At 61.5% G+C, this 26,594-nt stretch carries 27 protein-coding genes; 11 read left to right on the top strand and 16 right to left on the bottom strand.

Features of this window, described 5'->3' with window-relative positions; translation table 11 throughout:
- Positions 1-58: 58 nt before the first annotated feature.
- Positions 59-1,042, top strand: coding sequence for a transcriptional regulator GcvA (locus ACSQ8V_RS01170; protein WP_436204654.1), 984 nt, complete (start codon positions 59-61; stop codon positions 1,040-1,042).
- Here the strand turns inward: ACSQ8V_RS01170 and ACSQ8V_RS01165 are convergent.
- From ACSQ8V_RS01165 to ACSQ8V_RS01125, 9 genes are all read right to left on the bottom strand, one after another.
- Positions 1,026-1,298, bottom strand: coding sequence for a DUF493 family protein (locus ACSQ8V_RS01165; protein WP_213764724.1), 273 nt, complete (start codon positions 1,296-1,298; stop codon positions 1,026-1,028). The genes ACSQ8V_RS01170 and ACSQ8V_RS01165 overlap by 17 nt on opposite strands.
- Positions 1,299-1,411: 113 nt before the next feature.
- Positions 1,412-2,623, bottom strand: coding sequence for a D-alanyl-D-alanine carboxypeptidase family protein (locus ACSQ8V_RS01160; protein ID WP_213764723.1), 1,212 nt, complete (start codon positions 2,621-2,623; stop codon positions 1,412-1,414).
- 634 nt (positions 2,624-3,257) lie between these two features.
- Positions 3,258-3,890: an alpha/beta hydrolase gene (locus ACSQ8V_RS01155; RefSeq protein ID WP_436204653.1), complete on the bottom strand. Its 633-nt coding sequence runs from the start codon at positions 3,888-3,890 to the stop codon at positions 3,258-3,260.
- Between the two features lie 11 nt (positions 3,891-3,901).
- Positions 3,902-4,234, bottom strand: coding sequence for a (2Fe-2S) ferredoxin domain-containing protein (locus ACSQ8V_RS01150; protein WP_089165576.1), 333 nt, complete (start codon positions 4,232-4,234; stop codon positions 3,902-3,904).
- A gap of 55 nt (positions 4,235-4,289) precedes the next feature.
- Complete coding sequence (locus tag ACSQ8V_RS01145; protein ID WP_436204652.1) at positions 4,290-5,465, bottom strand: VanZ family protein; 1,176 nt, start codon at positions 5,463-5,465, stop codon at positions 4,290-4,292.
- 113 nt (positions 5,466-5,578) lie between these two features.
- A complete protein-coding gene (locus ACSQ8V_RS01140) occupies positions 5,579-6,256 on the bottom strand; it encodes an ABC-type transport auxiliary lipoprotein family protein (protein ID WP_436180639.1) in 678 nt (225 codons plus the stop codon).
- 110 nt (positions 6,257-6,366) lie between these two features.
- Positions 6,367-7,335 (bottom strand): MlaD family protein, encoded by a 969-nt coding sequence (locus ACSQ8V_RS01135; protein WP_436180638.1) that lies wholly within the window; start codon positions 7,333-7,335, stop codon positions 6,367-6,369.
- Between the two features lie 75 nt (positions 7,336-7,410).
- A complete protein-coding gene (locus ACSQ8V_RS01130) occupies positions 7,411-8,289 on the bottom strand; it encodes an ABC transporter ATP-binding protein (protein WP_213764718.1) in 879 nt (292 codons plus the stop codon).
- Positions 8,289-9,422, bottom strand: coding sequence for an MlaE family ABC transporter permease (locus tag ACSQ8V_RS01125; RefSeq protein WP_213764717.1), 1,134 nt, complete (start codon positions 9,420-9,422; stop codon positions 8,289-8,291). The genes ACSQ8V_RS01130 and ACSQ8V_RS01125 overlap by 1 nt, the downstream gene beginning before the upstream one ends.
- Before the next feature lie 182 nt (positions 9,423-9,604).
- On the opposite strand from ACSQ8V_RS01125, the gene ACSQ8V_RS01120 reads away from it, so the two are divergent.
- The 3 genes from ACSQ8V_RS01120 to ACSQ8V_RS01110 are packed head-to-tail and all read left to right on the top strand — an operon-like array spanning position 9,605 to position 11,638.
- Positions 9,605-10,552 carry a biotin--[acetyl-CoA-carboxylase] ligase gene (locus ACSQ8V_RS01120; RefSeq protein WP_213764716.1) on the top strand — a complete coding sequence of 316 codons (948 nt, stop codon included), beginning with the start codon at positions 9,605-9,607 and terminating at the stop codon, positions 10,550-10,552.
- Entirely contained in the window at positions 10,549-11,385 is an 837-nt protein-coding gene (locus tag ACSQ8V_RS01115; protein ID WP_436204651.1) for a type III pantothenate kinase, read from the top strand. The genes ACSQ8V_RS01120 and ACSQ8V_RS01115 overlap by 4 nt, the downstream gene beginning before the upstream one ends.
- 13 nt (positions 11,386-11,398) lie before the next feature.
- A complete protein-coding gene (locus ACSQ8V_RS01110) occupies positions 11,399-11,638 on the top strand; it encodes a hypothetical protein (RefSeq protein WP_213764714.1) in 240 nt (79 codons plus the stop codon).
- An 18-nt stretch (positions 11,639-11,656) separates the two neighbouring features.
- Here the strand turns inward: ACSQ8V_RS01110 and rfaE2 are convergent, their stop codons facing one another.
- From rfaE2 to ACSQ8V_RS01095, 3 genes are all read right to left on the bottom strand, one after another.
- On the bottom strand, positions 11,657-12,139 hold the full coding sequence (rfaE2, locus tag ACSQ8V_RS01105) for a D-glycero-beta-D-manno-heptose 1-phosphate adenylyltransferase (RefSeq protein ID WP_436204650.1): 483 nt from the start codon (positions 12,137-12,139) through the stop codon (positions 11,657-11,659).
- A gap of 171 nt (positions 12,140-12,310) precedes the next feature.
- Positions 12,311-13,183, bottom strand: coding sequence for a ferritin-like domain-containing protein (locus ACSQ8V_RS01100; protein WP_213764712.1), 873 nt, complete (start codon positions 13,181-13,183; stop codon positions 12,311-12,313).
- A gap of 520 nt (positions 13,184-13,703) precedes the next feature.
- The gene (locus tag ACSQ8V_RS01095) at positions 13,704-14,657 is read right to left on the bottom strand and encodes a MerR family transcriptional regulator (protein WP_436204649.1); all 954 of its coding nucleotides are present in this window, start codon (positions 14,655-14,657) and stop codon (positions 13,704-13,706) included.
- 374 nt (positions 14,658-15,031) lie between these two features.
- Here ACSQ8V_RS01095 and ACSQ8V_RS01090 point away from each other — a divergent pair, with 374 nt between their 5' ends.
- Genes ACSQ8V_RS01090 through ACSQ8V_RS01075 form a run of 4 tightly spaced genes read left to right on the top strand, consistent with a single transcriptional unit; the run spans position 15,032 to position 19,017 of the window.
- Entirely contained in the window at positions 15,032-16,336 is a 1,305-nt protein-coding gene (locus tag ACSQ8V_RS01090) for an NAD(P)/FAD-dependent oxidoreductase (protein ID WP_436204648.1), read from the top strand.
- On the top strand, positions 16,333-17,181 hold the full coding sequence (locus tag ACSQ8V_RS01085) for a DUF1365 domain-containing protein (protein ID WP_436204647.1): 849 nt from the start codon (positions 16,333-16,335) through the stop codon (positions 17,179-17,181). Before ACSQ8V_RS01090 ends, ACSQ8V_RS01085 begins: the two co-directional genes overlap by 4 nt.
- A 7-nt stretch (positions 17,182-17,188) precedes the next feature.
- Positions 17,189-18,472 (top strand): SAM-dependent methyltransferase, encoded by a 1,284-nt coding sequence (locus ACSQ8V_RS01080; protein ID WP_213764708.1) that lies wholly within the window; start codon positions 17,189-17,191, stop codon positions 18,470-18,472.
- Between the two features lie 26 nt (positions 18,473-18,498).
- On the top strand, positions 18,499-19,017 hold the full coding sequence (locus tag ACSQ8V_RS01075; protein WP_213764707.1) for a chalcone isomerase family protein: 519 nt from the start codon (positions 18,499-18,501) through the stop codon (positions 19,015-19,017).
- Positions 19,018-19,059: 42 nt separating this feature from the next.
- Here the strand turns inward: ACSQ8V_RS01075 and ACSQ8V_RS01070 are convergent, their stop codons facing one another.
- The 4 genes from ACSQ8V_RS01070 to ACSQ8V_RS01055 form a co-directional block, all read right to left on the bottom strand.
- Positions 19,060-19,788: a PhaM family polyhydroxyalkanoate granule multifunctional regulatory protein gene (locus ACSQ8V_RS01070; protein ID WP_436204646.1), complete on the bottom strand. Its 729-nt coding sequence runs from the start codon at positions 19,786-19,788 to the stop codon at positions 19,060-19,062.
- Between the two features lie 75 nt (positions 19,789-19,863).
- Positions 19,864-20,691, bottom strand: coding sequence for an enoyl-CoA hydratase/isomerase family protein (locus ACSQ8V_RS01065; RefSeq protein ID WP_436204645.1), 828 nt, complete (start codon positions 20,689-20,691; stop codon positions 19,864-19,866).
- A 24-nt stretch (positions 20,692-20,715) separates the two neighbouring features.
- The gene (locus tag ACSQ8V_RS01060) at positions 20,716-21,894 is read right to left on the bottom strand and encodes an ABC transporter substrate-binding protein (protein WP_436180627.1); all 1,179 of its coding nucleotides are present in this window, start codon (positions 21,892-21,894) and stop codon (positions 20,716-20,718) included.
- Positions 21,895-22,029: 135 nt separating this feature from the next.
- The gene (locus ACSQ8V_RS01055) at positions 22,030-23,016 is read right to left on the bottom strand and encodes a fumarylacetoacetate hydrolase family protein (protein ID WP_436180626.1); all 987 of its coding nucleotides are present in this window, start codon (positions 23,014-23,016) and stop codon (positions 22,030-22,032) included.
- A 293-nt stretch (positions 23,017-23,309) separates the two neighbouring features.
- Here ACSQ8V_RS01055 and ACSQ8V_RS01050 point away from each other — a divergent pair, with 293 nt between their 5' ends.
- The 3 genes from ACSQ8V_RS01050 (at position 23,310) to ACSQ8V_RS01040 (ending at position 26,419) form a co-directional block, all read left to right on the top strand.
- Positions 23,310-24,182 (top strand): IclR family transcriptional regulator, encoded by an 873-nt coding sequence (locus ACSQ8V_RS01050; protein WP_436204644.1) that lies wholly within the window; start codon positions 23,310-23,312, stop codon positions 24,180-24,182.
- A 192-nt stretch (positions 24,183-24,374) separates the two neighbouring features.
- Entirely contained in the window at positions 24,375-25,601 is a 1,227-nt protein-coding gene (locus tag ACSQ8V_RS01045) for a DUF3108 domain-containing protein (RefSeq protein ID WP_436204643.1), read from the top strand.
- Positions 25,602-26,161: 560 nt separating this feature from the next.
- Entirely contained in the window at positions 26,162-26,419 is a 258-nt protein-coding gene (locus ACSQ8V_RS01040) for a BTH_I0359 family protein (protein WP_056358215.1), read from the top strand.
- Positions 26,420-26,594 lie beyond the last annotated feature (175 nt).

The following is a 26,594-nucleotide window of genomic DNA, read 5'->3' as shown; positions in this document are numbered from 1 at the left end:
CGAGCAATTTTCGTCGGTTTGTGAGATAAATTCACATATGCAACTCGAGTGAACGCCCGTGGACCTCCGACAACTCCCCGCCCTCAACGCGCTGCGCGCCTTCGAAGCCGCCGCGCGTCACGAAAGCTTTTCACGCGCCGCCGACGAACTGTTCGTCACCCACGGCGCCGTCAGCCACCAGATTCGCGCGCTCGAAGCCGATCTCGGCGTCACGCTATTCGCTCGCGACGGCAAACGCGTACGCCTCTCGGACATTGGCCGCCAATACGCCACCGAGGTTCGCGCCACACTCTCCGCCCTCGCCGAAGCCACGCGCCGCCTGCGATCAGGAGAACGGGACCGGCGGCTGGTGGTATCTATGTTGTCGTCGTTTTCAGCGCGCTGGGTGACACCGCGGATCGGCGGGTTTATCGAGGAACATCCGGAAATCAACCTGGAACTGCTCTCGACCAACACGCTGACCGATTTCACCCGCGACGACGTGGACGTCGCCATCCGTTTCAGCAGCTTGGGCAAATATGCCGGATTGCACGCGGAAGAATTGCTCGATGAAGTGTTTTTCCCGGCGTGTTCGCCGAATTTCAACGGCGGCAAGCTGCCGCGCACACCCGCCGACATGGCCGACGTGCCGCTGCTGCGCTCGCACGACGAGCTCTGGAAGCCGTGGTTCGATGCAGCCGGGCTCGTGGATTTTCCTGAGCCAAAGCGCGGGGTTTTATACGAGGATTCGTCGAATTTGCTGCAGGCGGCCATTCAAGGCCAGGGAATTGCGCTCGTGCGCCGATCGCTTGCCATGCATGAAATCGTGGCGGGCCGGCTCGTGCGGTTGTTCAATGTAGACGGGCCGAGCCCGTGGAATTACTACTTCGTGTGCCCGCCCGCGTTGCTGGGAACGCAACGCGTGCAGGTCTTTCGCACCTGGCTCTTCGACGAAATCATGCGCTTCAAGCAACTCTACGAGTGCACGCCGGCCGCCTGCGATGCACCCATGCCGCCGTCACTGCCGGCCGCGCCCGAACTCAGGCTCAAAGTACCACTTTGACCATCGGGTGACCGGTCAGCGCACGATAGATATCGTCGAGATGCGCGCGGCTTTGCGCCCGCACGGTAATAGTCAGACCGGTGTATTTACCGCCCGAGGACGGACGCACTTCAATACGCTCGATGTCAAACTGGTCGTCAAATTCGCGGATTACAGTCACGACGGCATCGCGGAATTCCGGATGCGTCGCGCCCATCACCTTGATCGGAAAATCGCAGGGGAAATCGAACAGGGCGTCGATATCGGGTGAGCTCATGGTGTTCTCCATCACAGGACGCCCGGTCCACCCGGGCGTCGTACAGCAGGCATAGATGGAGCCGGATCACGTAAATCCAACCGCCGCCGTGCCTTGCCGCTTACTTCTTCCGCTTACTTCTTCTTTTGCCACATCATCAGCAGCGAGTCCCACGTCCGGCCGACAAAACCGGCTTGCGGCACATCCTGCAACGCGACTAGCGGAAACTGCGCAACTTCCTTGCCGTCCGCCATCATTTTCACGGTCCCAACCTGCTGGCCCTTCTTGATCGGCGCAATGATGGTGTCGTTATGCGTGACCGTCGGCTTGACCTTGTCGCCCATGCCCTTCGGCACCGTGATGTACTGATCCGTCTCCACGCCTGCCTTCACCAGGTTGTCCGTACCCTTGTAAACACGCGGCGACTCGATCACCTGACCCGCCTTGTAAAGGCGCAGCGCGTCATAGGCCGTATAGCCGTAGTTCAGCATTTTCAGGCTGTCCTGCACCCGGTTGTGCTCTTTCGGCTCGCCCATCATCACGGCGACCAGACGGCGGCTGGCGTCGGGCACGCCGTCCAGCGGACGTTTCGCCGAAGCAATCAGGCAATATCCGGCCGCCTGGGTATGGCCGGTCTTGAGGCCGTCGACGGTCGAATCAATCCACAGCAAGCGATTGCGGTTCGGCTGCTTGATCTTGTTATAGGTGAAATCCTTCACCGAGAAGATGCTGTAGTACTCGGGAAAATCTCGAATCAGGCGCGTGGACAACACGGCCAGATCGCCTGCCGTGGTGTAGTGCTGCGGGTCGGGCATGCCGTTGACATCGGCGAAATGGGTATTCTTCATACCGATCTGTTTCGCCGCCGCGTTCATCAGCGCGACGAAGTTCGACTCGCTGCCGCCCACCAGTTCAGCCAGCGCAATAGCCGCGTCATTGCCCGACTGGATAATCATGCCGTACACGAGATCGTGCACGGTCACCGGCTTGTTCGCCTCGATGAACATGCGCGACTCGTCCGTGCCCACGCGGCGCACGGCCTCGCTCGGCATGACCGTCTGGTCCATGTTGATCTTCTTCGACTTCAGCGCGTCGAAGACAAGATAAGCGGTCATGAGCTTGGTCAGCGACGCCGGCTCCGAGCGCTCGTCCGGGTTGCCGGAAGCAAGCACCTGATTGCTGGTTGCATCGACGAGAACCCAGGAACGCGCCGTGACATCGGGCGGCGGCACTTGCGCAAATGCGGTTGCCGCGACAAGTGTCGCAGGCAAGACGATAGCGGCAGTGACAGCGCGGTGAATGGAGGAAGGAGCGACGAAGGACAAGCTTGAAGGGGAAAAGCGCATAGGTTCGGATCGGCAGAAAAAACATCGGCGAGTCAGGCATTCCCTTCAAGGAAATACGCAACGCGCGGGTTGTACAGGCGGAAGGGCAGTCCGGTAGAGCGCTTGGGCGATGACATTTTTGGATGTCGCGCGACAAGCGGATTCATTGGACCCGTCAGGACCGCTCGGGTTGCATCGGTTTTCGTTTGACGGCTTTTAAATCGGGTTCGAACTGCCGCTGAATGGCGGAGAGTTTAAAACACGGCGTAAAGCACGCAAACTTAAAACCCAAGGCAAACCCGGCGAGAGCCCGGTTGAATCCTTAATCCGCCGGCGCGGCATAAAACGCTCGCTGGACTGACCTCCGCGCGCTTCGATACTCGAGCGGCACATGGGCAAAACGCATCCGGTTATGCAGATACCGGACACATGCCGCATGCGCTACGGCAAGCGCTGAACCGACAAGCGGTCGCGCAAAAGTCTGCGCCATTATACCCGTGCGCCAAACCGCTTTTACCGCGAAAGTGGCTGGATGTGCCGGGGATCCGTGAAAAATGGGATAAAAGCGGCTGCGACGCGAAGCCTTTGAAAGCCTCTCGCCGCGCGTTGATTCAACAGACGGTTGGTACAGGTGAAGCGTAAAGCCGAGGCCGATTCAACGCCATGCGTCGACGATAATCTTCTTCAGCACATGCAGCTTGCGATGAAAGAAATGCTCGCCGCCGGGAATCACCACCACGGGTAATTCCTGCGGCCGCGCCCAATCGTAGACGGAATTGATAGGCACGGTTTCGTCCACTTCACCGTGAATCACGAGCGTGTTGTCCGGCACTTCGGCCACCTGCCAATTGCTCGCCGCCGTCCCCACGAACACCATCCGCTCAATGACCTCGCCCGACTCGCGCAAGTGCTTCGCCACATGCGACATCACGAACGTGCCGAACGAGAAACCGGCGAGCACCAGCGGGACATCGGCTTGGCCCGGCTGTGCGCGCATATGAGCGACCACGGCCAGCAGATCGTCGCGTTCGCCCGTGCCGTTGTCGTGCTCGCCTTGCGTTTCACCCACGCCCCGAAAATTCGAGCGATACGTGACGTACCCGAGTTGCACGAGCGTGCGCGCGAGGGTCTGCGCGACCTTGTTGTCCATCGTCCCGCCGTACAACGGGTGCGGGTGCGCAACCAGCGCAATGCCTCGCGTGGGCGCGCCGTCGGCGGGACGATCCAGCGCGACTTCAATCTTGCCCACCGGCCCGTCGATCAGGAACCTGTCAGTCTGTGCGTTCATTGCGTGAGCCCTCAGACCACGGGCTGATCGATCAGCAAACGTTCGACGATCTTGCCATTCACCAGATGCGAATCGACAATTTCATCGATATCCGCTTCATCCACATACGTGTACCAGGTCCCTTCGGGATACACGACGACCACCGGCCCCAGTTCGCAGCGCTCAAGGCAGCCGGCCTTGTTGATGCGGACCTTGCCGTCGCCGGCGAGCCCGAGTTGTTTTACGCGCTTCTTCGCGTACTCCTGCATGGCCTGCGCATTGCAATTCGCGCAACTCGGGCGCGCGGCGTCGGGGTCGCGCTGGTTAAGGCAGAAGAACACGTGGTATTTGTAGAACGGGTCCATGAGCTTGGCCGGAAGATGTTTGATGTCGTGGGATTTTTGTGTCGCTTTCAGCCGATTATAACGACCGGCGCTTTTCGCCGCCGTCACGCCGCCGTGCAAGAAATGCGCGCTCCGCAGTCGATGCCAACCAGCCAAGTGCAGCATACGGCCACACCCACGCAAGCCACTGCGAAAGGCCATTGAAATGCAGATAACGCCCCTGGCGCCAGTCGGCGAGCACGATATCGAAGTAGGGATTGACCGGCAGAAGATTCACCAGCACCAGCGCCACGACAAGCGCAAGACCGGCCAGCGTCGCACGCCACGCCCGCGAGCATCGCAGTGACAGCAAACTCACCAGCGTTCCGCACGCTATGCCGGCAATGGCGCCGTCGGTCGCCCAGTTAAACGTGAGCCCGGCGCGCGATTGCAGGAACGTCGCGCCCGCCTTCGCGCCGAGTGTCGCGATCACCAGGCCGAGCAGCAGCCGCACACGCGGCGCGCGAGTGCGCATCGGCAACGTGGCCAACACCAGCGCGGCAAACAGGTTGAGCGAGGTGATGAGCGTTTCCCAGGCGCCGTCGGGGAGCTTGGCGCCCAAATGCGCCGGCCAGGTCGCGACGTTCCATGCGGCAGGTGTCCACGCGAGCAGCGCGTCCTGCATGACCGGGTCGATGCTCGACCACAGCACGCGCGGCAAATCGCCGACAGCGAACAGGAACGGCGCGGGATACATTGCGGCGAACGGCCAGAGCCCGGATAAGCCGATCATGTACGCGGCATCGCGCTCGAACCACATGAAACGCATGCGCCGCAGCAAGCCCCGGTCGAGCAGCATGCTGGTGGCGGGCGCGGTGAGCGCCGCGCCCAGCAGCGCGCCGAGGGCGTTTGCGGCCAGATCGAGATTCGACGCCACCCGTGTGGGCAGATAGGTCTGCACGGCTTCCATCGAGCCCGACAACATCGCCCCGCCGATAAACGCCACGCCCGCCGCAAGCGCGCCACGCCAGCGCGGATAGAGCGCAAGCACGGCGAGCGCGCCGAACGGCATGTAACCGAGCACGTTGGTGATGACGTCGAACGCGGTGAGATATTGCGGCAGCGGATCAGTGAGATACGCGAACGGGCCGATTCCGAGCGTTCGCCAGCCGGAAAACGGATACAGCGACCCGTAGACGACCAGCATTGTATAAACCGCCAGCGCCTGCCGCGAGAGCGCGGACGGACGGCGCTGCCAGTGCTTGAGAGTCATGCGCGCCGCCGTTGTTCTTGCGCTGGCCCTCGCACTCTTGCTCGTTCCGGAACACAGCGCGCCGCGTCAGCCTGCATGGCAGTCACCGGCGGTCCTGAAGCGATTCGCGGCGTTCACTGCGAAGCGACCAGCGGCTGCACGCCGAGCCACGCCGCCATTTGCGCGATCAGGTCGTCGGAAGCTGCGGCAAGCGCACGCGCGCCACCGGCGGCATCGGCCGTGTACGAAGGCGCCCGCGCGATGAACGTGCGCTGGCTGACCACCTGCCCATGCTGCGACAACGTCACCCGCGCCGAGACCTCGCCATGGCTTTGCTCGGGGGCATCGAAGACTTGCTCGAAGTCCGTCAGATCAACCTGCAACATGGGCGCGCGCACCGAGTCGGCCCCCGTGAGCACCGGTCCGCGCGAGGCCAGCGCCGCGCGCAGGCGCTGCGTGAGCAACTCCGCCGGCGACATGGTCCAGTGGCTATCCGCATAACTGCCGGTGCGCTGGGCATTGGCATATTTCAGCCGATACACGAACGCGTCGGTATCCAGGTTTTTCGCTGCGCTCACCGCCAGCACTTTCACCGGCGGCATGTTCATGGTGTTGCCAAGCGGCGCGGGCGCACCCAGGTCGTAGCGGATATTCGACACCGCCGCGGGCGGTCCCGACGCGCACCCCGCGAGCATGGCGGCAACGGCTAGAACGGCTGAACCGGCCAGGCTGATAAAACCGGAGCGCGCCCGCGGCAGCGGGCGCGCAGCACGCTTCGATAAGCGCATCGCCTGCAAGATCGTGTGTGGCATCACAGTTCCCTATTTCAAGATCAAAAACGCTTGGACATCGAACTCTAGTCCGCCAAATTTCCGTGGGCAGCGGACCCGGGGCGGATGGTTCTGCGCCATGTTTTACAACTTCATTTCGATGGACTCGACGGCGCCGACGGCCACTGGAAACCCGGCTCACCGGGCCCCGGCGTCGGCTGCGGCGCGCCAAACAGCACGCTGCGCGGATTCCGGTTGAAGGTCTCGGCGGCACGATCCACGGAGCGCGCCGCGCTGCCCACGTCGTCGGCCAGGGAATTCACGCGTGGCAAGGTCTCGTAACCCACCCGCGCGGCCATTTCCTGCAACGACTCGTTGACTTCGTTCATCACCTGGCCGGCGCGTTGAGCGGCCTCGCCCGCTCGATTCATGTTGGTCACGAACGGGCCGTCCGCCCGGCTGAGGCTGTTCGCGAGCGCATTGGTCGACGCGAGTGTCCGGTCCAGTTGATTCAGCGTGCGCGGCAGTTGCTCCGCCACCGGGCCGACCTGCTTGCTCAACACCGCAATGCTGTCAGCGGCGCCTTGCAAGCTCTTCGCCGTTTGCTGAACCTGATCACGCATGTCGTCGGACAGGAATTTGTCGGCATCGTCGGCAATCCGTTCAAATTTTCTGATCAGGATGTCGCCGCGTTGCTGCAACTGGTCGAACAAGCCCGGGCGCAATGGCAGCGACGCCACCTTCTGCGCCGATGAAACCAGCGGCGCGGGATTCTTGCCGGTGTCGTCGAGCTGCACGAATGCAATCCCTGTCACGCCCTGGAAACCGAGCGTAGCGAACGTGGACTGCGTGATCGGCGCGGTCTTGTCGACCTCGATACGGATGCGGATCTGCCCCGGATTGTTATGGTCGAACTTGATGGACTCCACCTTGCCCACGCCAAGCCCCCGATACCGGACGTCGGCGTCGGTGTACAAGCCCGTCACGTTGGTGCGCGCGACGAGGTCGTACGGCACGCGCACGGTGCGGTCCACGTTGAAAAAGAACACCGCGAGGCCGATAGCGACCAACAGCCCGATAGTGAACAGACCGGCCCAGAACGCATGGGATTTGTTTTCCATCAACAGGTTCCTTTTTTTACTACGTACTGCCAGAGCTTTCCTGAAAACCGTTCATGAGAACGCCCGTAAGAACGGCTAGAGTGCGGGGCCGCATGGCGCGTCTTCCAGCGCGATAGCCGGCAATTTTGCGCGGCGCTCGGGCGGTAGCGCCTGCAACGCGCGCCTGCCGCGCCGCCCGAGAAAATATTCGCGGATAAACGGGTGATCCACGGCCACCGCCTCTTCCACCGGTGCGGCCACCAGCACTCGCCGATCGGCCAGCACCGCGACCCGTGTGGACAGCGCGACCATGGTATCGAGATCGTGGGTGACAAGAACCACGGTCAGCCCGAGCGCCCGGTGCAGCGTGGCGATCAGATCGACGAATTCGTCCGATGCCTTCGGATCCAGCCCTGCCGTGGGTTCATCGAGAAACAGCAATTCGGGTTCGAGCGCGATGGCCCGTGCAATCCCCACGCGCTTGACCATGCCGCCCGACAACGCCGACGGCATCTTGCTCATGTTCTTGCACGACAGCCCGACCATTTCGAGCTTGAGCATCACGAACTCGCGGATCAGGTCTTCCGGAATCTTGCCCAGTTCGCGAAACGGCTGCGCGATGTTGTCATACACCGACAGCGACGAGAACAGCGCACCCTGCTGGAACATCATGCCGGAGCGCGTGCGCAGGATGCGCGCGGTGTCTTCGTCCATGTTTGCCCACTCGTCGCCGAGCACACGGATCGTGCCCGACGTGGGCGACTCCAGCCCGAGCATCTGCCGTACGAGCGTGGTCTTGCCGGAGCCCGATCCACCTAGCAACGCGAGGATTTCGCCGCGCCGCACTTCCAGGTTCAGATGCTCATGAATCACCGTACGGCCGTAGCGTTTCGTCACGTCCACGACTTCGATCACCGGTTCGGTGGTGACGGGTGTCGGTTTGTCGCGAACGGCGGATGCAAGGGTAGCCGACATCAGATGCCCACCGACTGGAAGAGGATGGCGAACACGGCGTCGGCGAGAATCACGATAGTGATGGATGACACCACCGAGGTCGTTGTCCCCTCGCCCAGGCTCTGCGAATTCGCCTTGATCCGGAAGCCAAAATGGCACGCGGCCAACGCGATAAGCATGCCGAACACCACGCCCTTGCCGAGCCCGATCCACAGGTTGGCGATCGGCACGACCGAGGGCAGCGAGCGCGCAAAAAAGGACAGGTCGATACCCAATACCAGCTTCGCCGCCAGCGCGCCGCCGAGCAGCGAGACCATATTGGTCCACATGACCAGCAGCGGCATGGCAATGCCGAGCGCCAGCACGCGCGGCAAGACGATCCGCAGGCCGTGAGGGATACCCATGACCTGCATGGCGTCGAGCTCTTCCGTCACGCGCATCACGCCGATCTGCGCGGTGATGGCGGAACCGGAGCGGCCGGCGACCAGGATGGCTGACAGCACCGGCCCGAGCTCGCGGATCACCGAAAGCCCCAGGATATTCACGATGTACTGGTTCGCGCCGAACATGCGCAGTTGTTGCGCCGACAGGTAACTCAACACGATGCCGATCAGGAACGCCACGAGCGCCGTAATGCCGAGCGCCTGCGTGCCCGCGCTATAGATGTTCGCCGAGATTTCAGTCCACGGAATGCGCTTGGGCCGCCGCACCAGTCCGATCAGGTCGAGCACGAAGCCGCCGAACATGGCCAGGCCGCCTTGCAGATGCTCGACGAACGAGAACAGCATCAGGCCGAAACGCGTGATGGGATCGATACGATCCGGCTGCTCAGGCTCTTCACGATTCGCGTCAAGCAACGCGACCCGTTCAAAGATTTCCCTTTGCGTGTCCGAGAGCGTGACGCGCTCCGGCAACTTCCTGCCCCACACGCGCCACAGCGCCTGTCCACCGACGTGATCGAGCCGTTCGATCGACAGGAGATCCCACTGCTTGATCGCTTCTTCGCCCACGCCGCGCAGCCGGTCCACCACACCTCGCTTGGTGTTTGCGTGGTCGCGCGCCAGTGCGAACGCCGTCCACTGGCCGGATAGCCGGACAACCTTGCCCTGCTGGCCGGACTCGACCAACAGGCCGGGCGGAGTGTCGAAGTTCAAGGCTTGAAAACGCTCCGGGTAGGGTGGAGGGAGAAGCCATTGTAGCGAAGGTACGTGGTGGAATCTCGAACAGGCGGGGCGTTGGCCAATCGGCCAGGGTTTCGGCACCCAGACGCGGTGCAACGATCGGCTTGCGCGTTTCCCCGGCCAGCTCCCAGGCGCCAGATCGCTACAATGCGGATATGAACTCATCCAACTCGTCTTTCCCGCTCGACGCCGCCTGGCGGATCGATCGCGACCGGCTGATGTCGCTCGCCGCGCGGCCGGTGCGCGACTGGCCGATCGAGATCGTCGATGAAACGGGCTCCACGAATGCCGATCTGATGGCGCAGCTCAAGGAGCAGCCCCGCAACAAGACGTCAGCGTCGGCACCCGACTCGTTCTCGCCACGTTCGACGCTGAAGGCCGCCGATGGCACACCGTTCGTGCGAGTTGCGTACTTGCAGACAGCCGGCCGGGGCCGCCGGGGCCGCGCATGGGTGGCGCAACCGGGCAATGCGTTGCTGTTTTCCATCGCTTGCGTGTTGCCGCGGCCGCTGGAAGGGCTCGCAGGCCTGAGCCTCGCCGTCGGCACGAGCGTGCTCGAGGCGCTGAACGGCTTGCCGCTGGCGGCATCGGCGAGACTGGCGCTGAAATGGCCGAACGACATCCTGCTCGACGACGGCAAGCTCGCCGGCATCCTGATCGAAACTGCGTGGAATACGCCGCGGGCGAGCGCGGTGGTGATCGGTATTGGCATCAACCTGCACGGGGCGGCGGAACTGGCGGCAGAACTCGATGAAGCCCAGCGTCGAAACGCCCTCCCAGCGCCGGGAAATACGCCGGCATCGCTGTCGCGGGCGTGGCCCGAAGCGAATCTCACCGATACCCTCGCCGCCGTCCTGAACGCGCTCGATGCCACCCTCGCGCGTTTTGCCGCCGATGGCTTCCGCCCGTTTCGTCAGCAGTGGCTCGCCGCGCACGCGTACGCGGGACGCGAGGTGGTGCTGCTTGAGCAAGGCGTGGAAGTGGCGCGCGGCGTGGCGGTTGGTATCGACGATAACGGCCAGTTGCAGATCGATACGCCGACTGGCCTGAGAACCGCCACGACCGGCGATGTCTCGCTGCGGCTTGCGGAGCAACGGCCGTGAGTGAAGGACCGTTTGAAGGACCGTTTCTGCTTATCGATGCAGGCAATAGCCGGATCAAGTGGTCGCTGGTAAGCGCCGCCCAGGAAACGCTGCATGGCGGCGCGTTTGAGCACATCGATGTTGAAGCCGTTCTTGCGGATATAGCCGACTGGTCCAGTTTGCCGCGGCCCGCAAGCGCATGGATTTCGAACGTGGCGGGACCGCGCGTAAGCGAGCGCATGACAGCCCTTCTTGATGCACGCTGGCCCGGCTTGCCCCGCACGATCGTGCGCGCTCAGGCGCAACAATCGGGCGTGACGAATCGCTACGTGGAACCGGCGGCGCTCGGCAGCGACCGGTGGTGCGGCATGATCGGCGCGCACGCCGCATACCCCGGGGAAAACTTGCTGATTGCCACCATCGGCACGGCGACGACGCTTGAAGCGCTGCTCGCCGACGGCACCTTCACAGGCGGCCTGATTGCACCCGGCTGGCTGCTGATGATGCAATCGCTCGGCACCCACACCGCACAATTGCCCACGCTTCTGCCTGACACCGCCCGCCGCGCAATCAGCTCATCCAGCGGTATTTTCGCCACCGACACGCGTACGGCTTTGTCATCGGGATGCCTGCTCGCGCAGGCGGGCTTGATCGAGCGCGCGTGGCAGGATCTGCGCGCTCAATGGAACAATGGGAGCAATGGGAACAACGATGTACGCCTGATTCTCAGCGGCGGTGGCGCCAGCGAAGTAGCGGGCGCGCTAAAGGTGCCGCATACTCGCCACGACTCCCTCGTGCTCGCGGGGCTTGCATTGATCGCTCGCGAAGCCGCCGTTTCCCGTTCACCTGATTGATGGAGCGCTTTCCATGTTGCGCTGGCTGCTCGCCTTGTTGGTTTTGGCAAACCTGTTGATGTTCGTTGTCGTACAAGGCGTGTTCGGACCGCTGCCGTCGGCCGGCGGACGCGAACCGCAACATCTCGACCGGCAAGTGCATCCGGAATTAGTACGGGTTCACCCGATCAGCCCCGAAGAAGCCGCCGATCAGGCCGTGGTCGGTGGTCCCGCGCCCGCCGCGCCCGTGCAGGCTGCACCGCTCACGCAATAAGCGTTTCGGCCGACGCACTTATCCCTGCGTGCGCACTTTCTTGAGCAATGCAGTCGTCGAGCGATCGTGCTCGAACGCAATGGCCAGCGCCTTGCCGCCCCAGCTCCGCACCAGCGCTGATTCGGCCAGCTTGTCCATGTCGTAATCGCCGCCTTTCACCAGCACGTCCGGATGCAGTTCGCCGATCAGCTCCAGCGGCGTCGATTCCTCGAATTTCACCACCCAATCCACGCTTTCCAGCGCGGCCAGCAGCGCCATGCGGTCGTCTTCGCGATTGATCGGCCGGTCGTCGCCCTTGCCGAGCATGCGCACCGACGCGTCACTGTTCACACCGACGATCAGCGTTGCACCCAGCGCCTTCGCATCGGCGAGATAGGTCACATGGCCGCGATGCAGGATATCGAAGACGCCATTCGTGAAAACCACCGGCGACGCGAATTGCGGGCGCAGTGCAGCGAGCGCGCCGCGCGTCATGATCTTGCGTTCGAAAGGAGCGGGCATGTCGGTAAGCGATGAGGGATTCAGAAGGACCGTAGTGTGCCATGCGGCCGGCCGCCTTCGACGCACGTTTACGTCCAAGCGTGTTTGCGCAGGAAACGCACCCTTTATAAACAAAACAGCCCACCGGTCACAAACCGGCGGGCTGTTCAGAACAACAAGTCGGAATTCCGGTCAGGCCGGCAGTTGCGACGCGGCTTGTGCAGCCTGCAGGCGCAACACCACTTCCTTGCGATACCGGTTCAACTCCTGCGCCGTCGCGAACGAGCGTTCGAACAGAATGGAAAGGTTATGCAGGATGCGCTCGACGACTTTCTTTTCCCAACTGTCGTCGAAGCGAATTTGTTCGTCGAGCCAGTGTTCGAGCCACTCCGGGTCCGGCAAACGCGACTGGATTGTGTCGCGCGGAAACAGCGCCTGGTTCACGTGGAGATTGGTCGGATGCAGCGGTTTCTCCGTGCGCCGTGCCGAAGCCATCAGGACACCGATCTTCGCGAACGCAGCGCGCGCGATATCGCCGGTCTGCGTCATGGCTTTCTTCATGTAACGCAGATACGCGCCACCGTGACGTGCTTCGTCGCGTGAAATGGTTTCATAGATGTGCTTGATCACCGGCTCCGTATGCCATTCGGCCGCGCGCCTGTACCAATGGTTCAGGCGGATCTCGCCGCAGAAATGCAGCATCAGCGTTTCGAGCGGGGGAGCGGGATCGAATTCGAAGCGAACGGCGTCCAGTTCTTCTTCGGTCGGCACCATTTCAGGCTTGAAGCGCCGCAGGTATTCCATCAGCACGAGCGAATGTTTCTGTTCTTCAAAGAACCACACGCTGATGAACGCCGAAAAATCGCTGTCGTTGTGGTTGTCGCGCAGGAACATTTCCGTGGCGGGCAACGCGGACCATTCGGTGATCGCGTTCATCTTGATGGTCTTGGCTTGTTCGTCGGTCAGCAGCGCCGAGTCGAATTTGTCCCAGGGAATATCTTTCTCCATGTCCCAACGAACCGATTCCAGCGATTTATACAGTTCCGGATAAAGCATCGTGTTCATAGTCCACCCCTGGTTTGCAACATAGTGCGACAGTACTGTCTGTTGTAACTGTAGCCGGCTCGCGCGGGAACCGCGCCGCCAGCAGCGAAGCTTTCAATTTTACGCGGGAATCAGGCGCTCAGATGCAAAAACGGTAAAGAAGCGCCTGTCGCGTCCCTCTGCGACTTTCTGCCCGTTGCAAACGCGCGGCAGTAAGCGGCGTTGCAATGTCTACCGTGGGTGAGGAGCGAACCCTGTGCCTGAGGTAAGTACGAAGCGCGAGCTGTAATGAAGCTCGTTTAAAGCCTTTTTCAACACCTTGTTAAAAATTGTTGCTTGGGCAAGACCTTTGCCGGACTTCCGCCGCCGTACCGCTGTGTACGCCGCGTGAAGCATGCCTTTCGCGCGTGACAGGCGCAAGGCGCAACATGTTTTACGCCATGCCCTGGACCGGACCATGAATCGCACCTTGGTCTCGCCGGGCGGCCCTCGCTGCATCAACCGTAGTGCGAAGTGGATGCTGCATCAAACAGGCTGTCGATCATAGCATGGCGGTATGGCGCCACTCCGCTACGGCGTCTTCAATCGGCCCAAGTCCAGCGACGTTCAACACGCCGTCAGGGAGCTTGCGCCGTAATGCAGGACTGCTACCGCCAACCCAGATTGCCACCTCCGGCGGCAGCACCGCGCGCAACTCCGTGAGTCCGTTGACTACGGCCTGCACGGACATGGAAGCGGAAAACGACAACGCGACGATCTCGATTTCATGGGCCGTAACGGCGTCGACGATGTCTTGCTGCGGCGTCTGTGTCCCGAGCGCCATGCATTCGCAATCGGCCAGCGCGAGCATGGCCTCGGCCATCAAGATGCCGAGCCCGTGCGCCTCGCCCGGCAAGGTGGTGAGCACCACCCGCGGGTGCGCGCCTCGTCCGCGCAAAGCCTCGGAGAGCGGGCGCATCAGCGAGCGCAGCGTGACCTGCAAGGCTTCACTGAACAGGTGCTCGTGATAGACCTGCAGCGTGCCTGCCGCCCATGCATTGCCCACCCTCGCCGACAACGGCGCGGCCACATCAAGAACGAAGCGCGCGAGCCCTTCGCGCGTGGCGCGCCTGAGCAACTCGAAGCGGAAGTCGTCGTATCGGCCTGCGCGCAGCAGCTCAACGAGCCGATCGAGTTCCCCGTCCGGCGCGTCCTGTCCCACGCCCGAATCTTCCGCCAGTTGCTGTAACTGCGTGATGGATTGCGGCAAGACTTTGCTCGGCCTGTGGCCCGCGTCCAGCAGACGCTTGACCAGCCTGAGCTTGGTCACCTGCTCTTGCGGATAGAGCCGCTCGCCGCCAGAAGATCGCAACGGTTGCGGGAAACCGTAACGCCGCTCCCAGACCCGCAACGTGTCCTTCGTGAGCCCGATCTCGTGGGCAATCGCACCAATGCCAATACCCGCGATACCTGCCACCGCCCTGTCCTCCGCCGTGCCTGTTGGGTCGGGATTCATCGGCGTCAGGCCTCCTGCTCCAGTCTCACCACCCACCGTAACGTTCATGGATTGGTCAGTTTCCGACGTATTTGTCATGGACAAAACTATTGAATAGATAAATTAACTGATGAAGAAAAATCACCTAAATTTCATTATTCGTAGACTCTAACGACAATTCTAAACATTATCGATCATAGACGAAATTTCTATTTTGTCGTGGACAAAACATCGTCAACGAATGGTCGTTTAATTCCTGCTGCGTGCATCCATCGCGACCGGGATTGCGTAAATCACCTTGAACGCGGCATGAGCAACCGCCGGCAGTTCCATACAAAGAGGCGTCAGCGCCATCGGGCAGTCGACACAAAGACAAAGACACACGGAGCAACGTCATGAAAGTTGCAGTAATCGGAGCGGGGATTTCCGGGCTTGCATGCGCCTATCGGCTGGCGAAGGCCAAGGCGGGCATCGACGTGACGCTGTTCGAGGCCAACAGCTACTTTGGCGGTCACACGAACACGGTGGACGTGACACTCGACGGCATCACGCACGGCGTGGATACCGGCTTTCTAGTCTTTAATCGCCGCACTTATCCGAATCTGGTGAAGCTGTTCGAAGAACTCGACGTCCCGACCACTTCGACCGATATGTCGTTCTCCGTATCGCTGACAGACCGTCGGCTGGAATGGGCGGGCAGCGACCTGAACACGGTTTTCACACAGCGCCGCAATCTGCTGCGCCCGGCATTCCTGCGCATGCTGGCCGATATCGTCCGCTTCAACCGCACGACCACCGCGCTGGCGCTGGCTGGCAAGGACGTTCAACTCGCCGAGCCGGTGAGCAGCTTTCTCAAACGGGAAAAGTTTTCGACAGCATTTCGCGACTGGTACCTGCTACCGATGATCGGCGCAATCTGGTCGTGCTCCACGCCGCAGATGATGGCGTTTCCCATCGGCACGCTGATTCGCTTTTGTCATAACCACGGCCTGCTGCAAGTCAACGGCAGGCCGCAGTGGCACACCGTCAACGGAGGCGCACGCGAATACGTGCGGCGGATGCTGCCCGTCTTAGGCGATGCCCGCGTCGGTGCGCCCGTGACATCGGTGAGACGCAACGCGCACGGCGTGGAGATCGATAGCGCGCGGGGGTCGGAACACTTCGATCACGTCGTGCTTGCGTGCCATAGCGACCAGGCGCTGGCCGTCCTCGCCGATCCCTCGCACGGCGAATCGGCCACGCTCGGCGCGATCGGCTATGCGCCGAATCGCGCGGTGCTGCATACGGACGCTTCGCTGCTGCCGGCGCAACGTGCATGGTCGGCATGGAACTACGAAAGCCGCACCGGCGAGCTGGGCGGCGAGCCACAGTTATGCGTGCATTACCTCATCAACAAGCTGCAACCGTTGCCGTTCAAGACGCCAGTCATCGTCTCGCTGAATCCGGTGCGTGAGCCGCGTCGCGACACGGTAATGCGCGAATTCGCCTACAGCCACCCGGTCTTCGATCAAGCCGCCGTGCAAGCCCAACGCAATTTGCCGTCGATGCAAGGCGTACGCAATACGTGGTTCGCAGGTGCATGGACCGGTTACGGTTTCCACGAAGACGGCCTGAAGTCCGGGCTGGAAGCGGCCGCGAAGCTGACTGCCCTTGCGGCCCTTGCGACATTCAGCAGCACCGAACCGGCGCTTGCAGCATGAGTACGCGCACCCCTCAATCCTTCGATGCCCCCGACCTGTTGCTCGTCGGGCCCGTGCGCCACAAGCGGCTGCGCCCGGCACGCAACGCGTTCTCCTACGGCGTCTATACGTTGCGGCTACCGCTGCGCGCACGTGCCGCAAGGTTGGCCCAAGGTACGCAGCGCGACTCGCGCTTGTTCGCAACCAATCGATTCGGCTTACTAAGCTTTCACGACAGCGATCACGGTGCAGAGGGACAAACGGCGCTCCAATGGATCGAATCGATGCTGCATGAAAACGGCATCCACGACGCCACTGGCGAGATCTTCCTGCACACGTTCCCGCGCGTGCTGGGCTACGTCTTCAATCCTGTCAGCTTCTGGTTTTGCGAGCGCGCGGACGGCACATTGCGCGCCGTGGTCTGCGAAGTGAACAACACCTTCGGCGAGCGCCATTGCTACCTGCTCGATCCAGGCAGCGGCGTCCTGAACGGCACACCGCTCACCGCCGCCAAGGTTTTCCACGTGTCGCCATTCTGCAAGGTGCAAGGGCACTACACGTTCCGCTTCATGTTTGCATCGCCGAAACGCGGTAAGCCGTTGCGCTCACTGGCGCGCATCGACTACGACGACGGCGAAGGTCCGCTCTTGCTGACCAGCATCGCGGGAAGCGCCCGCCCGCTCGACGCCCGCAACGTGCTGCGCGTGTTCTTCGGTTATCCGCTGATGACGTTCGGCGTTGTCGCGAAAATTCACTGGCAAGCGCTGAAGCTGTTCTTCAAGCGCGTGCCGTTCGTGAGCAAACCCACTCCGCCGTCTGCGAACGTCTCGCACGAGCGGGCCGAATTGCCGACCAGGACCAGGTGACTTGCAAATGTCGACACAGCCCTCCGCCCCTTCATCGCTTCGCAGCCCGGCCGCATCGTGGTTCATCCGGCCCTTGGTGCGGACTCATCGCGCGTGGCGCAAACCCGCTGCTGCGCGCGTCGTGCTCAGGCTTTTGAGCCGGCTTCAATACGGCGTCCTCGATGTCCACCTCCCCGACGGCACCACGCGCCGTTTCGGACAAGCGCCTGACGCCGCCGGCAACCCGCCGTATGCGCGTGTCGTGCTGACCAACTGGAACGTGTGCGCGGCGGCGCTGAAGAGCGGCGATATCGGTTTTGCCGAGACCTACCTGGCGGGCGACTGGCATACCGACGATCTCGCCGCGCTGCTCGACATCATGGTGCGTAACCGCACGACGATCGAGGCGGTGGTCTACGGTTCGTGGTTCGGCAAGCTGACGAATCGCTTCCGGCATCTGCGCAACGCGAATACGAAGGAAGGCAGCCGGCGCAACATCCACGCACATTACGATCTTGGCAACGCGTTCTACAAGCTCTGGCTCGACAGCACGATGACCTATTCGAGCGCCCTCTTCGACGGCTCGCCGGACCAGACGCTCGACGACGCGCAACGCGCGAAATACCGGCGGTTGTTGAACGAATTGAAGCTCGAAGGCGTCAATCCAGGCGTGCTGGAAATCGGTTGCGGCTGGGGCGGATTCGCACAACTCGCTGCAAGCGAAGCGAAAGCGAACGTGACCGGCCTGACACTGTCCACCGAACAGCTCGCTTACGCGCAGCAGCGTCTGGCGGACGCGGGGCTCAGCGACCAAACCGATCTTCGCCTGCAGGATTACCGCGATACCCACGGCCAGTTCGACGCGATTGCATCGATAGAAATGTTCGAAGCAGTGGGCGAGGAATATTGGCCGAGCTACTTTGAATGCATCAAGCGCAATCTGAAACGCGGCGGGCGCGCATGCGTGCAGACGATTACCATCGACAACGCGCTGTTCGATCGCTACCGGACGAGTACCGACTTTATCCAGCAGTATATTTTTCCAGGCGGTATGCTGCCTTCGCCTGCCGTGTTCGTGCAATCGGCGGAACGCCACGGGCTGAAAGTGGTCAACCAGTTCTCCTTTGGCCGCGACTATGCACGCACGCTCAGGATGTGGCGCAATGCGTTTGTTGCGCGGCTCGACGAGATCCGTGCACAAAGATTCGACGAACGATTCATCCGCTTGTGGGACTTTTACTTATGTTATTGCGAGGCCGCGTTCGCGCACTCGAACACCGACGTCATCCAGTTCACGCTGGAACACGCCTGATCGCAAGGATCGCCGCGCTTGCTCTGGTGCTGATCGTCTTGCCGCTGCAGGCGTTTGCTTTCGACGCCGCACCGGTCGTGCGTCAGACGATTCCCCAGGCGCGCGTGCAGGGCGAAGGCGAGTTGCGCATGTACGGCTTTCATATCTACGACGCCAAGCTGTTTGTCGGGCCGACCGGTCTGTCGAGCAAGGAATTGACGGCGCGGCCGTTTGCGCTGGATATCGAATATGCGCGCGCTTTCAAGGGCCGTTCGATCGCTAAAAGAGGTCGCGAGGAAATGGACAACCTGAAGGTAGCCAGCAAAGAGCAGACGGAGCAATGGCAAGAGCAGATGGAGGAAATCTTCCCGGACGTGCAGCCGGGAGATCATGTCATTGGCGTATTCGTGCCGGAACGCGGCACGACGTTTTATGCCGACGATAAGGTCATCGGCACTATTCCCGGCGACGACTTCGCTCGCGCATTCTTCTCGATCTGGCTCGATCCGCGCACGTCGGCGCCGGGCTTGCGCAATCAGTTGCTTGCTAACGGCGCGGCGCAGTAGGTTGGCGTTTCAACCTCGCCGCCACGTCGCTTGAAGCATGGATCAAAGCGGTTTCTTTCTTGGCGCCGCTTTCCTGGCAGGCGCTTTCTTCGCTGTGGCTTTCCTGGCGGCTGGCGGCGCGTCGGCTTCAGGCGGCGCGGTGGCTTCGGGCGGTTCTAAATCATCATCGCCGTCGTCATCGCCGTTTTCGTCTTCATCCGTGCTCATGCTCGGCGTCGCCGCGCCAGCATGTTGTTGCGCCATCGCCAAGGTCGCCAGGCTGTTGAATTGCGATTGAAGCATGTTCCACCAGCCCGATGGATCGAATGAAGCGTCGTTCACGCCGGCTTCATTGGGCGCCTCGGTTTCGGGCTCCGCCTTCGGCTCTTTCCCCGGCGGCGCAGGCCACCCGGATACGGTCGATGGCGCCGACGACGAAGCCTTCTCCACCGACGACTGCGCGAACGCGCCGAACGCGCGCAACGTGGCAAGCGTCGCGCGCTGCACTTCCAGCGCCTGGATAGCCGATTGCAGCATGTTCAGGTTGAGCTTGAGCCATTGCTCGACCGCGCGCATGTCCTTGATGCGCTTGTCGAGTTCTTCAACGTTCGTGAGCGGCGCAAGCATGTCGGACATCATGGACAGCGACGGCGACCCGCCCGGTGCCGCGGCTGCCGCGAACGGGTTCAGCTTCATCATGTCCCACATCTTTTCCATCATGTCGCCCTGGGGAAAACCGGTCATGCCTGGGAAACTTCCAAAGGGCGACGTACCGCCGGGCGTATCGGTCATGAGACTTTCTCCTTGATGCTGCGGGTACGTATCGGGATCGGGTAAAGGGGAAACTACAAACTGGTCGATGCGGATCTAAAACGGCGATCCGCCCGGGAAATCCGGCGCGCGCCGCTCACGCAGCGACTTGATGCCTTCCTGCACATCGGGCCCGGAAAAGCCCATGAATTCGAGCGCCAGCGAGGTATCGAAGGCCGGGCCGGCCGTTCGCAGCCAGTTGTTCAGCGCATATTTCGTCCAGCGGATAGCCGTCTGCGAACCTTGCGCCAGACGATTCGCGACTTCGAACGCTTTCGTCAGCAACTCGCTTTCGTCCACCGCCAGCGACACCAGCCCGATGCGCTCCGCTTCCTCGCCGCTCACCGGTTCGCACAACAGCAGGTAATACTTCGCTTTCGCCATGCCACACAACAACGGCCACACGATTGCCGCGTGATCGCCGGCGGCCACGCCGAGCCGCGTGTGTCCATCGATAATGCGCGCAGTTTTCGCCGCGATGGAAATATCGGCGAGAAGGCCTGCAACCAGTCCCGCACCGACAGCCGGTCCGTGCATGGCTGAGACGATCGGCTTGCTGCAGTTGATCACGTTATAAACGAGATCGCGGGCCTCGCGCCAGACCCTCGCGCGGACCTCGAAGTCGGAGGCCATCTGTTCGACCAGATGCAGGTCGCCGCCGCCTGAAAAACCTTTCCCCTCGCCGCGAATCAATGCAACGCGCGTGTCTGGATCGCGATCGATATCACGCCAGATATCCGCCAGTTCGCGATGCATGTTCGCATCTGCGGTCGCGAGTCCGCTCTTGTTCGCGCCCGCACCGTTCATGACGATTTCGAGCACACCGTGGTCATGCCGCCGCAATTCCAGCGACGTGTAATGTGCGTACAGAGAAAGGTCGCTCATGGCCGTGCCTTAGCTAAAGAAAGATCAACGCGGTTGATAGATCCACTTGCCGTTCTCGATCTCCGCTATCACGCGGGCACGCTGATCGAGACCGATATGATCGTTCGGCGTCATGTTGACAAGGCCGTTCGAGTCCGCAAAATTCTGCGTGTTTTCCAGCGCATCGCGTAAAGCGGTACGGAACTCAGGCGTGCCCGGCGCCCCCGCTTTCAGCGCAATCGGCACCGCGCGGTTCAGCAACATACCCGCGTCCCATGCATACGAGCCGAACGCCGAGACCGACCCCGCGCCGTACTTCGATTCATACAGCTTGATGTAGTCGAGCGCGAGATGTTTCGCCGGATGATCGTCGGGCAGTTGCGATGCGACGAGTACGGGGCTCGTCGGCAGGAACGTGCCGTTGCAATCCGCGCCGCACACGCGCAGGAAGTCGCGATTGCCCGTGCCGTGGTTATGATAAATCGCGCCTTTGTAACCGCGTTCTTTCAATGTCTTCGGCGGCAGCGCGGCAGGCGTTCCCGCTGCACCCACGACCACCGCGTCCGGCTTCGCCGCCATGATCTTCAGCACCTGTCCGGTCACGCTGGTGTCCGTCCGGTTGAAGCGTTCGTTGGCTACCATCGTTATGTGGTGAAGCTGCGCGAACTTCGCGACTTCCACGTAGAAGGTCTCGCCAAGCGCGTCGGCCTGGCCGATGTACGCCATCGTTTTCACGCCATGATTGCTGGCATGTTCGGCAATGGCCGATGCCATCATGGCGTCGGTTTGCGGCGTCTTGAAGACCCAGTGGCGCTTGGCATCGACCGGTTCAATGATCTTCGACGACGACGCGAGCGAGATCATCGGCGTCTGACCATCGGCGACCACATCGATCATGGCGAGCGAGTTCGGCGTAATGGATGAACCGATGATCGCGTCCACGTGATCTTCGGAAATCAGCTTCTTCGTGGTCTGGACGGCTTGCGTGGTGTCGGAGGCGTCATCAAGAATGATGTAGTCCACCGGGCGGCCGCCCATTTCCTTCGGCAGCAACGCGACGGTGTCTCGTGCCGGAATGCCGAGCGACGCGGCCGGTCCCGTCAACGACAACACCAGCCCGATCTTCACATGCGGCGTCTGCGCCCAGGCTGCCGTTGAAAGTGTGATCAAGACACCCGCCGCCAACTGCCTGAACGCCGCTCCCCATCCGCCGCCTGACTGCATCGAAGTCTCCTTGTTATGGGTGCGCCGACGCAGTTTTTTGTAAGCGTTTCGACGCAATGCGGCTAAGTGTAGGGCGGCGCAGCATGGGCGCGCATCGGGCGAAACCCCTTACTGGCGGCGTCGCTTATTCATCGGTTATTCATTCAACGCCACAACCGACTGATCGATTGCACCGAAAATCGACTTGCCGGCTTCGTCGAATATTTCGATCTTCACGCTGTCGCCGAATTTCATGAACTCGGTTGTAGGCGCGCCGTGCTCGATGGTCTCCAGGCAACGCTTCTCGGCGATACAGCAATAACCCCGCTTCGTATCCTTGTTCGAGACCGTACCCGAACCCACGATCGATCCCGCGCGCACATTGCGGGTCTTGGCCGCGTGGGCGATCAGCTCGCCGAAGTTGAACACCATGTCGGTGCCGCAATCGGGCTGGCCGACTTTCTTGCCGTTCCAGTGCACGATCATCGGCCGATGCACGCGACCCTCGCGCCACGCGTCGCCAAGTTCGTCCGGCGTAACCGCGACCGGCGAGAACGCCGTGGCCGGCTTGCTCTGGAAAAACCCGAAGCCTTTGCTAAGCTCGGCGGGGATCAGGTTGCGCAGCGAGACGTCGTTGACCAGCATCAGGAGGCGGACGTGCCTGAGCGCGTCGGCGGGTTTGACGGTCATCGGCACGTCGGATGTGATCACGGCCACTTCTGCTTCGAAGTCGATGCCGTAAGCCTCCGATGCACACACGATATCGTCTTCAGGTCCGAGCAGATCGTCGCCACCGCCTTGGTACATCAAGGGATCGGTCCAGAATTCGGGCGGCATTTCCGCTTTGCGGGCGCGTCGCACGAGTTCGACGTGGTTCACGTACGCCGAGCCATCGGCCCACTGGAACGCGCGGGGAAGCGGCGCCATGCAGGCTTTGGGGTCGAAAGCGAACGAGTGGCGCGCGCGGCCCTGGTTCAGCGAATCCGAGAGATCCAGCAACTGGGGCGCGTAAAAAGTCCAGTCGTCCAGCGCGCGTTGCAGCGTCGGTACGATCGCGTCGGCAATGGCCGCCGTGCGCAAATCACGCGATACGACGACCAGTTGGCCGTCGCGCGTTCCGTCCTTCAGCGTGGCAAGTTTCATAAGCCGTTTTGTACGTTTAGTGACGATGGAGGAAATCTATTTTACGATGGTGAATCATGTCGGGGCGGTTTTGGGATGCTTCGGGCTGATGTGGTGGAATGGTTCGCTGCGTTTGGCGGTTCGTTTTCAGGCTTGATGGACGTCCGTTTTGAGCGGTGATGGCGTTTTCCGGTTGCCGTTTCAAGCAGTTGCTTTAGCTATTTTTAGCTATTTGCCGTCGCCATTCAGGCCGCTCACGCGCCTCCGGCCTAACCTTGTTTTGTGAACCGGCTCGCGCCGTTATCGATTTCTCCATGCCCTCTCCCAGCCGTCCCGGTCCGTCCGTGTTGCCCATATCTGAACAGGCCGAAGCCGACGATGCCCTCGACTCCGCCGACCCAAGCGACGCCACCGACACCACCGAGGAAAAGTCCCGCTCGGGCATCCAGTCGATCGAAGTCGGCTTCCGTCTGCTCGACGTGCTGACAAACGAGCCGCGCGCGATGATGCTGCGCGATCTCGCCCAGCGCGCCGGCATGAGCCCGGCGAAGGCGCATCGTTACCTGGTGAGTTTCCTGCGGCTTGGCGCGGTCTCTCAGGACCCGGTATCCGGGCGTTATGAGCTGGGTGGTTTCGCGTTGCAGATGGGTTTGGCGCGCCTCGCCCGGGTCGATGGCGTCAAACTCGCACGCATCGCGCTGACGGGATTGCGCGACCGGCTGGACCTGACGGTGGGGATCGCGGTATGGGGCAATCAGGGTCCGACGGTCGTGCACTGGATGGAGTCGAGCTATCCGGCGAAGGCTTCGTTGAAACTGGGCGATGTCATGCCGCTGTTGTCATCGGCGACGGGTTTGCTGTTTGCCGCGTGGCTACCGCGCAGCAAGACGCAAGCGATGCTCGATCGCGAACTCGCCGCCACGCGGCAGTCCATGGCAGATATTGAACCGGTGCTGACCGAGATCCGCGCACATGGCGCGGCGCGCGTGGAGGGCATGTTGCTGCCGACCATCCATGCGTTCTGCACGCCGGTGTTCGACTCGACCGGCGACCTCGCGCTCGGGCTGATTGCGCTCGGCCACGAAGGATCATTCGATACCCGCTGGGGCGGCGAAATTGACACCGCCTTGCGAGAATGCGCCGGACAACTTTCTTACGAACTCGGGTATAAACCGGGCGAACGGTAAGACTTGAGGATCGTACGATGCTTAACGAGCGCGGAACATCGCGGCGTGCCCGCGAGTCATATGCGTTTCGTGCGCGTTTCGCCTGGTCCTGCCGGGTCCTTTGATCATTCGCGTTCTGTCATGATCGTTGCCGATTGTTCCCTCGGCAGCGTTTTACCGCTTGCCCGACCACGCGCGTTTCTGAGCTAGCCGATGCCGTTCTCCCTGCTTCGCCGCCGTCGCGCCACTGCTGGCGCATCGTCCGACAATTCATCCGCCGACCATTCCCTTCGATGGGTCGTGTGGCTGGTCGTGCTGCTCGTCGTTCTCGCACTGCACTGGATCGCGGGGCGCTGGGTGGACAGGAGCGGGAACGCATCGAATCCGGAGCCGGCTGAACATGTCCCGGTGCAGGTCGAGTTGCTAACGCCCAAGCCGGTAGTGCAAGCGCCAGTGCCTGTCGCGCCGCCTCGGCCCGCTCCCAAGCCCAAGCCCAAGCCGGTGCCCCAACCCACGCACGCCATCACGACAGCGCAGACTGAACAGGCGGCACAGGCAGCTCAAGTGGCAAAAGCAGCACAAGCAGCACAAGCAGCTCAGGCCGAGCAAGCGGCTCAAGCAGCGGCAGCGCGAGCAGCAACCGCACAGGCCGCGGCGAAAGCCGCAAGCGATGCGGCAGCTTCTCAAGCAGCCGCCGCCGCAACCGGCGATAAATTCAGCGTCCCGCCCTCGGGCGAACTTCGTTACGACACGCGCATCAATGGCGTGATGAACCAGATCGGCAACATCCACTGGCTCAACGATGGCCAGCACTACGAGATGGTCGTCTCCATCCCCTTGCCGTTTGTCGGACCGTATGTGTATTCCAGCAAGGGCCATATCGACAGTTTCGGCATTGCGCCTGAGCAATACTCGGAGCAGCGGGGCCGCCGCGCCGCCGACGTCACCGTCTTCGATCGCACCACGAAGCAACTGGTCTACACCCGCACGCCGAATAACCAGCCGCTCGCCGATGGTGCGCAAGACCGTTTCAGCGTTGTCATGCAATTGTCGACTCTGGTGCGCGGCTCGCCCGATACTTACAAGCCCGGCGTAGTGCGTCAATTCAGTGTTGCCGATAACGACAGCAACGAGATCTGGCCGATAGAAACCGTCGGCGATGAAAACGTCCAGACCGCTGACGGCAACATACAGGCTCGTCATTTCACCCGCCTGCCACGACGCGAAGGTGATCGCCGGCGTCTCGACATCTGGCTCGCACCTGCACTGGGTTGGCTGCCCGTGCGTATTCTGCAGACGGAGCCGAACGGCATGCAGATCGAGATGCTCTGGCGCGGCAAGCTGCAAGCGCCGTCCACCACGCCAGGTCAATCCGGTGCGGGCACGCCGGATGCGTCTGAAGATGCAGCGCCCGTCGCGCCTGAATCCGACAAGCCCTGATATCCGCTCGATTTAACGCAGGCTTAAGCCAGGCCGTGTAGTCTGAGGTAAAGATTCGACGAAAAACTCCGTTAAACAGGTGATGCCAGAACGTGCGAGGATGTGTGAGGAGAGTTCGATCCCGAACTGATGCCGCGGTGTCAACAGAGCCAGTATGCAAGTGTCGATCAAGCGGTCAGGCATCGGGTGAAATGGTTGTACGTACATCGGTTGAAGGTTTCGTCAGGGTCGTAGAAACGATCCGCGATTTCGCTTTGAGGGCGCAATTGACATCGATTAAAACGCCTGAGCGAGTCATTACCGGCGATGCGGACGAAAGCGGTGGTGGATTCAAACATGAATGCAAGATTCGCAATACTTGACGTGTCATATCTATCCCCAGTAGAAGAAACACAGCGTTTCAGGGCACTTCTGGAAACATTTTTGCGGGAGAATGTCTAACAAAGGTCCTCGATGGGCTTTCGGTATCAACGTCGAGGCCACCCCTTGAATTCCAACCCAAACGCTCAATGTAAGACGGTGAAACGCCTTACGGGCAAACAGGAATAAGGAGTGTCGCCATGCAAATGATCTACAACAGCCCTAACTATTGTGTAGTCGAATTCCCGCCGCAGGACAATCATCTCGCGATGAAAGCGGGGGGTTACGAGATCGTGGACAAGACCATGCAGCGCGAAATCTTCATTGACGGCGCACTCGCGGCGCGTTTTCGCGAGCATGTCCAGAAGTTGATGCAGGAAGAACAATCGTTGGAGGACGTGGACGAGTTTCTCGGCCAGTTCGACATCTTGATGAACCAGCCGGTGATCCTCCATTAAGCGTTTTACCTTGGCTAAGCGGTAAGAACACCCAGCGACACCTCCCAAAACCCCGCCACGAAAGTGGCGGGGTTTTTTGTTCATGACGCTTGATTGCCGGGTGTTTTGGAAAGCGCCATAAGAAAGCGTTCGTGCCCTACTACAGATACAATGTCAGGTTATTTCAGCCTGTTTG

The sequence above is a fragment of the Caballeronia sp. LjRoot31 genome, assembly GCF_964253885.1.
GTDB lineage: Bacteria > Pseudomonadota > Gammaproteobacteria > Burkholderiales > Burkholderiaceae > Caballeronia.
The sequence above is the reverse complement of the archived record's forward strand: the minus strand, read 5'-3'. Positions and strand labels throughout refer to the sequence as shown.